Source organism: Streptomyces sp. Ncost-T10-10d (assembly GCF_900091955.1).
GTDB lineage: Bacteria > Actinomycetota > Actinomycetes > Streptomycetales > Streptomycetaceae > Streptomyces.
In genome coordinates this window covers 1-7,860 of the sequence record NZ_FMDF01000020.1, presented here as the reverse complement: position 1 = coordinate 7,860, position 7,860 = coordinate 1, and the positions used below count along the sequence as shown (strand labels likewise).

The window sequence follows — 7,860 nt, the reverse complement described above, 5'->3', positions numbered from 1 at the left end:
CCGTCGGCCCGGACTCCGGATAGATCCAGTGCGGCCCGGGTGATGTTCTGGAGATCCAGTTGTACCTGGAACAGCGGGTGACGTGCCATGGATCGGCTCGGGGCAAGCTCCTCCACCAGCCTCTCGAACGGCACGTCCTGATGCGCCAGAGCCGACAATGTGGCCTTCCGCACCCGGCCCAACACCTCACGGAAGGTCGGCTCACCCGACACATCGGTCCGCACCACCAGCGTGTTGATGAAGAACCCGACCAGGTCGTCCAGTGCCTCATCCGTACGGCCGGCGTTCGCGGAACCGATCGGAATGTCCGTACCCGCACCGAGCTTGGAGAGCAGCACCGCCAGCGCGGCCTGGAGCACCATGAACGGGGTCACGCCCTCGGCCCGCGCCACCTGTGCCAACCGCGTATGCACCTCGGCCGGCACCTCCAGCGGTATGTCGTGCCCCCGATGGGAGGAAACCGCCGGGCGCGGACGGTCGAACGGCAGGCCCAACTCCTCCGGCATCCCGTCCAATGCCTCGCTCCAGTGAGCGATCTGACGTCTCATCAGGCTCTGCTGATCCGCCTCGTCACCGAGCAGTTCACGCTGCCAGAGAGCGAAGTCCGCGTACTGCACCGGCAGCGGCTTCCAGTCGGGCACCCCGCCCGCGCGCCGCGCCGCGTAGGCCTGCGACAGATCGGCGGCCAGCGGGGCCCACGACCAGCCGTCGCCCGCGATGTGGTGCACCACCACGAGGAGGATCCGTTCCTCCGAGCCGGCCTCGAACAGCCAGGCCCGGATCGGTACCTCCACCGACAGGTCGAAGCCCTGCGCCGTCGCCTCGGCGACGGCGCCGTCCAAGGCCTCCGGGGCCACTGCGAGGACCTGCAGCTCCCAGTCCAGGTCGCCCGCGTCCAGGATCCGCTGGTGCGGGCCCGTCTCATCGACGGGGAACACGGTGCGCAGCACCTCATGCCGCCCGATGACGTCCCGCAGTGCCGCGCCCAGTGCCTCTCGGTTGACGTCGCCCGTCAGGCGCAGCGCGGCCGGGATGTGGTAGGTCTCGCTGGGGCCTTCCAGTTGGTCGATGAACCAGAGCCGTTGCTGTGCGAAGGACAGCGGGATGCGTTCCGGGCGGGGCCCGGGAGTGAGGGCAAGCCGGGCGGTGTCGGCCTGCGCGAGCTTCGCCGCGAGCGCCGCAGGTGTCGGGGCGTCGAACACAACACGGATGTCGAGGTCGACGCCGAGGACGGCGCGCACCCGGCTCGCCAGTCGGACGGCGAGCAGGGAGTGGCCGCCGAGGGCGAAGAAGTCGTCATCGGCTCCGACCTGCTCCACGCCCAGAACCTTGGCGAAGACGCCGCGCAGCAGTTCCTCGCGGGGGTCCACCGAGGCCCGGCCATGGTCCGCCCTGCCGGTCGAGGTGTGCTCGGGGGCGGGCAGGGCCTTGCGGTCGAGCTTGCCGTTCACGGTGAGCGGCAGGGCATCCAGGGGCATGATCGCGGACGGGATCATGTAGTCGGGGCAATGTTCGGCGACGAGGTGCAGCAGCGCGTCCGTCGCGCCCGCCGACCATCCGCCCGCGCCCCGTGCGACCACGTCCGGCTCCCGCGCCGGGACGATGTACGCAACCAGGCTCTTCTCCCCCGGCACGTCCTCGCGGGCCACCACCGCGGCCTGTGCCACCCGGGGGTGTCCGGCAAGGACGGCGGCGATCTCCTCCGGTTCGATCCGGAAGCCGCGGATCTTCACCTGGTCGTCGGCGCGGCCGGCGAAGAGGAGCCGGCCGTCGGCCGTCCACCGGGCCCGGTCGCCGGTGCGGTAGAGGCGGGAGCCGCCGACGGAGAACGGGTTTGCCACGAAGCGCTCCGCGGTCAGGCCGGCCCGTCCGAGGTAGCCGCGGGCCAAGCCCGCACCGGCGACGTACAGTTCGCCGGCCACGCCGACCGGGGTGGGCACGAGGCATTCGTCCAAGACGTAGACCTGGGTGTTGATCACGGGTGTGCCGATGGCCACCTCGGCCGCTTCGGGGGCGCAGCGCCAGAGTGTGGCGTCGACAGTGGTCTCGGTCGGGCCGTAGGAGTTGAACATCGCCCGGCCGCGGGCCCAGCGCGCCATGACCTCGGGCGGGCAGGCCTCGCCGGCGACGACCAGGACGGTGTCCGGGTCGACGGACGCTTCGTCGAGGGTCGCGAGGACGGCGGGCGGCAGGGTGACGTGGGTGACCCGTTGTTCGGTGAGAAAGCGCGGCAGCGCGGTGCCCAGGCGCCGGTCGCGCGGGATGACGACCAGGGCCGCACCGGTCAGGAGGGCCATGAACCACTCCCAGCCGAAGGTGTCGAAACCGGCCGAGGCGAACTGGCCGACCCGGGAGCCGGGGCCGACGCCGAGGTCGCGGGTCTGGCCGGCGACCAGGCCGGCGACACCGGCATGCGAGACCAGGACGCCCTTGGGCCGTCCGGTGGAGCCGGAGGTGTAGATCACGTACGCGGGGTGCGCGGGCAGCGCCCTCACCGGGGCCGGTCCCGCCGGTGCTGTCGTCGCCTCCGGTGTATCGGCCAGAGCCACGGCGGTCTCCGGCGCGTCGAGCAGCACCGTCGGGAGGCCGAGGTCGGGCAGGACCCGGGCCGTTTCCGTAGCCGCCAGCACTGCGACCGGCGCGGCGTCGCGGAACATGTAGGCGATCCGCTCGGCGGGGTATTCGGGGTCCACGGTCAGATACGCGCCGCCGGCCTTCAGCACGGCCAGCAGCGCCACCATCAGGCCGGCGCCGCGTTCCGCGCAGACCGCGACCAGCGTCTCGGGGCCGACGCCCCGGCCGATGAGCAAGTGGGCCAGACGCTGCGCCCGTTCGTCCAGCTCGCGGTACGACAGGGTGATGCCGTCGGCGACCACGGCCGGTGCCTGCGGGTCCCGTGCGACCTGGGCGGCGAACAGCTCCGGGACGGTGGCCGGCGGGACGTCGGCCACCGTGTCGTTCCACTCGACCAGGGTGCGTCGCCACTCCTCGGGGTCCTGTACCCGGACGGCGCTCAGACGGGTGCCGGGGTCGGCGGTCACGGCGTGCAGCACCCTGGTCAGCTGGGCAGAGAGACGGGCGACGCCGGCAGGCTCGAAAAGGTCGGCCGACGCGGTGATCGCGCCGCGGATGCCCGCCGGGGCGCCCGCCCGGTCGAACACCTCGCCCACGATGACGTCGAGGTCGAACTTCGCGACGGGTTCGCCCGCAGCGACCTCCCGGGCCTGCAGGCCCGGCAGTTCCAGCACGGCCTGGGCGTTGTTCTGGAGCGTCAGCATCACCTGGAACAGGGCGTGCCGGCCCATCGAGCGGCTCGGGGAGAGCTCCTCGACCAGCTTCTCGAACGGGACGTCCTGGTGGGCGAAGGCCGCGAGGCCGGTCTCCCGCACCCGGGCCAGCACCTGTCGGAACGTCGGGTCGCCGGAGAGGTCGGTGCGGATGACCAGGGTGTTGACGAAGGAGCCGATGAGGCCTTCCAGAGCCTCGTCGGTGCGGCCGGCGTTGGGTGAGCCGATCGGGATGTCGGTACCCGCGCCGAGGCGGGACAAGAGCACCGCGAGGGCGGCTTGGAGCACCATGAAGACGGTCACGCCCTCAGCCCTTGCGACCTCCGTCAGCCGGGCGTGGACGTGCGCCGGGACGTCGACCTCCGCCGGGTGCCCACAGTGGCCGGCCACGGCCGGGCGGGCGTGGTCGAAGGGCAGGTCGAGCTCCTCGGGCGCACCGGCCAGTGCCTCGCGCCAGTGGGCGACCTGCCGGGAGATGACGCTGTCCGGTTCCGCCTCGTCGCCGAGCAGCTCGCGCTGCCAGAGGGCATAGTCGGCGTACTGGACGGGCAGTGGCTCCCAGTCGGGCGCCCGGCCCTCGCGGCGTGCGGCGTAGGCGGTCGAGAGGTCCTGGGCGAGCGGTCCCTCCGACCAGGCGTCGCTGGCGATGTGGTGCAGCACCACCGCCAGGGCCCGCTCGTCCGGCCCGGCCTCGAACAGCCGGACCAGGATCGGGATCTCGGCAGTCAGGTCGAAGACATGGCCCGCCGCCTCGGCGATCGCCGCGTCCAGGTCCGCCGGCGCCACTTCGGCCACCGACAGCTGCCAGTCGAGTGCGTCCATGGCGGTGATCCGCTGGTAGGACTCGCCGTCCACGGTCGGGTAGACCGTCCGCAGCACCTCGTGGCGGCCGATCACATCGCGGAACGCGGCGTCCAGCGCCTCACGGTCCACGGTGCCGGTCAGCCGCAGGACGACCGGGACGTTGTAGGTGGCGCTCGCGCCCTCCATCTGGTCGATGAACCACAGCCTGCGCTGAGCAAAGGACAGCGGCACCCTTTCGGGGCGCTCCCTCGCGGTCAGCGCTGCCCGGGGCGCAGCAGCGCCGGACAGCTGTTGCGCGGCCAGCTCGGCGGCGAGGCGGGCTACGGTCGGCGCCTCGAACAGGGTGCGCAGCGGCACCTCCGCGCCGAGCACCACCCGCACCCGGCTGATCAGCCGCACGGCGAGCAGGGAGTGGCCGCCCAGGGCGAAGAAGTCGTCGTCCACACCGACCGACTCCACGCCCAGCACCTGGGCGAAGACGGCGCAGAGGATCTCCTCCTGGAGCGTGGCCGGGCCCCGGCCGGCGCCCGCGGTGTACGCGGGGGCGGGCAGCGCCCTGCGGTCCAGCTTCCCGTTCGCGGTCAAGGGCAGCGCGTCCAGGAGGACGAAGGCAGAGGGCACCATGTGGGCGGGCAGCCGGTCGGCGGCGAACCCGCCGAGCCCCGCGGCCAATCCGGCGGGGGTGCCCTGGGCACCTGGGCCGTCCGGGGCCGTCAACGGGACGACGTACGCGACCAGCCGCCGGTCACCGGGGGCGTCCTCGCGGACGACGACCGCGGCCTGGGCGACCCCCGGGTGCGCGGCCACCACGGCGCGCACCTCGCCGGGCTCGATACGGAAGCCGCGGATCTTCACCTGGTCGTCCAGCCGCCCGTCGAAGACCAGTTGGCCGTCGGCGTCCCAGCGGACCCGGTCGCCGGTGCGGTACATCCGCGAGCCCGCCCGACCGAACGGATCGGCCACGAAGCGCTCGGAGGTCAGGCCCGCGCGGCCCAGATAGCCGCGCGCGAGGCCCGCGCCCGCCACGTACAACTCGCCTGCCACCCCCACCGGTGCCGGGGACAGCGCGCCGTCCAGGACGTACACCCGGGTGTTGGCAATCGGGGTGCCGATCGGCACCTGCTCCACGCCAGGACGGCAGTGCCACACCGTGGCATCCACCGTGGTCTCCGTGGGCCCGTAGGAGTTGAACAGCTCCCGGCCGTCCGCCCATACGTCGACCAGTTCCGGCGGCAGCGCCTCGCCGCCCGCGTCGATGACCACCTCGGCGGGGATCGACCCGATGTCCAGACCGGCGAGCACGCCTGGCGGGAACGCGGCGTGCGTCACGCCCTCGCCGCGGATGAAGTCGGCCAGCTCGGCGCCGAGCCTCCGCTCGGCCGGGACGACCACCAGCGCCGCCCCGGCCGGCAGGGCGAGCGCCCACTCGGAGCAGAACATGTCGAAGCTCACCGAGGCGAACTGCAGCATCCGCGAGCTCGGGCCGACCTTCGTCGGGTATCGCCGCGCCAGCGCCGCCGCCGTATTGGCGAATCCGCCGTGCGTCAGCACCACGCCCTTCGGCCGTCCGGTCGAGCCGGAGGTGTAGATCACGTACGCCGCGTGCGCGGGCAGCACGGCGGGCCGCTCGTCCGCGCCGAGGTCCGTCTCTGCCAGGCCGGCCAGCGCGGACACGGTCTCCGGGGAGCCGATCACCACGGTCGGCGCCGCGCCCTCGGGCACCAGGCCGGCCGTCCCCGCCGAGGCCAGCGCCAGCACCGGCCGAGCGTCCCCGAACATGTAGGCGATCCGGTCCGCCGGGTACTCGGGGTCGACGGTCAGGTATGCCGCACCGGCCTTCAGCACCCCGAGTACCGCCACCATCAGGTCGGCGCCGCGGTCCATCACCACCGCGACCACCGACTCAGGCCCGACCCCCCGGTCGAGCAGCAGCCGCGCCAGCCGGTTCGCCCGCTGGTTCAGCTCCCCGTACGAGAGCGCCGCGCCACCTTCCAGTACGGCCGCCGCCTGCGGGTCGCGGGCCGTCTGCGCCTCGAACTGCTCGGTCACCGTCGCCGGGGCGACCTCGACCGCCGTGTCGTTCCACTCGGTCAGCATCCGGCGCAGTCCGGCCTCGTCCAGCACCCGCAGTGTGCTGAGCGGCAGCTCCGGGCCGCCGTCCAGCGCCGTCTCCAGCGCCGCGACCAGGCTTTGCGCGGCGATGCGCAGCAGCACGCCCACGGCCTGCGGGTCGATCGGCGCGACGGCGTCCACGGCCAGCCGGATGGCGTCCCCGCTGTCGTCGACCGACACCGAGAGCGGGAAGTTGTCGCGCTCCCGCGCCAGCAGCAGCCTGATGCCGGAACCGTCCGGCGCCGCCTCGGCGGCGGGCGGGGCAGTGGGCTCGGTGGCCGGTGGACGGCCGCCGTTGTGCCGGTAGTTGAACAGCGTCGCGAACAGCGGTGTGTCCCCGTCCACGCCACTGGCCCGGACGGCCGTCGACAGCGGCGCGTGCTCGTGCTCCAGCAGCTCCGCGAGCCGGCCCCGCATCTCGGCCACGGCCTCCAGCACGCCTGTGCCGCTCGTCCGCGCCCGCACCGGAAGCGTGTTCAGGTACGGGCCGGGCACCCGGTCGGCTCCCTCGCCGGCGTTCATCCGGCCGAACAGGACGGTGCCGAACACCACGTCGTCCCGGCCGCTGATCACACCCAGCGCCCGGGCCCACGCCACGTGCAGCACCGTCGCCGTGCCTGCGCCCAGCCGGCGCGCGACCTGCCGCAGCCGCGCGTCCAGCTCCGGCGGGAACGGCACCGTCGCGCGCACCGCGCCCGCGCCGTCGCCGCGCACGTCCGCCAGCCCGTAGGGGGCGGTCGTCTCGGTCGCATCGCCGAGCAGCTCGGCGAAGAACCGCTCGTGCTCGCCGGTGTCGGCACCAGCCCGGGTCCGGGCTACGAAGGTGCGGAACGGCAGCGGCTGTGGCAGACCGTCGCCGCGCCCCGTCAGGAATGCCTCGACCTCGCCCAACAACACCTCCAGCGCGGTGTGGTCCTGCACCAGGTGGTGCACCCGCAGCAGCCCCAGCCACCGGCCGTCGCCAGCCGGGAAGGCGGCTATGTGCAGGTCGAGCAGCGGCGCGCGACCCAGATCCAGCGCCCCGCCGGCCAGCGTCACCAGAGCCTCCGCCGGATCGGCGCCGGCCGGGTCCAATACCAGCTCCCGGACCCGGAGTTCGGCGGCGCGCCAGACCACCTGGACCGGTTCGCGCAGCCCCTCCCACACGATCGAGGTCCGGAAGATGTCGTGCCGGTCCAGCACCCGCTGGAGGGCCCTGGCGAACCCGTCCAGCCGCTCGCGGGTGTCGAACTCGACCACGACCGGCATCACATAGGTGTCGTCGCCGCCATCGGCGAGGAGGTGGTGGAAGAGCAGGCCTTCCTGGAGCGGCGCGAGCGGGTAGATGTCGGCGATGTTGGCCGCGCCGCCCTCGACGGACGCGGCGATGTGCTCGATCTCGCCGGTGGTGAGGTCGACGAGCGGGAGCATCTCAGGGGTGATCGCGGTCGCGTCAGCCGGGATCGGGTTCTCCGGCACGGCCGACTGCGCCACCCCGGAGGAGGCCGCGAGCCCGGCAGGGGTCGGCGTCTCGAAGAGCGCCCGCACGGACACAGTGACATGGCGGACCCGCAGGCGCTCGACCAGACGGACGGCAAGCAGGGAATGACCCCCGAGAGTGAAGAAATCATCATCCACACCCACAGCCTCAACACCCAGGACCTCGGCGAATGCAGCG

The 7,860-nt window shown here is 73.2% G+C and carries 1 protein-coding gene; it reads right to left on the bottom strand.

All coding sequences use genetic code 11. From position 1 onward, the window contains the following. Nucleotides 1-7,820, bottom strand: a 7,820-nt coding sequence (locus tag GA0115254_RS02030; protein WP_370740813.1) for an amino acid adenylation domain-containing protein, incomplete at its 3' end; no start/stop codon positions are given. Between the last annotated feature and the right edge of the window lie 40 nt (nucleotides 7,821-7,860).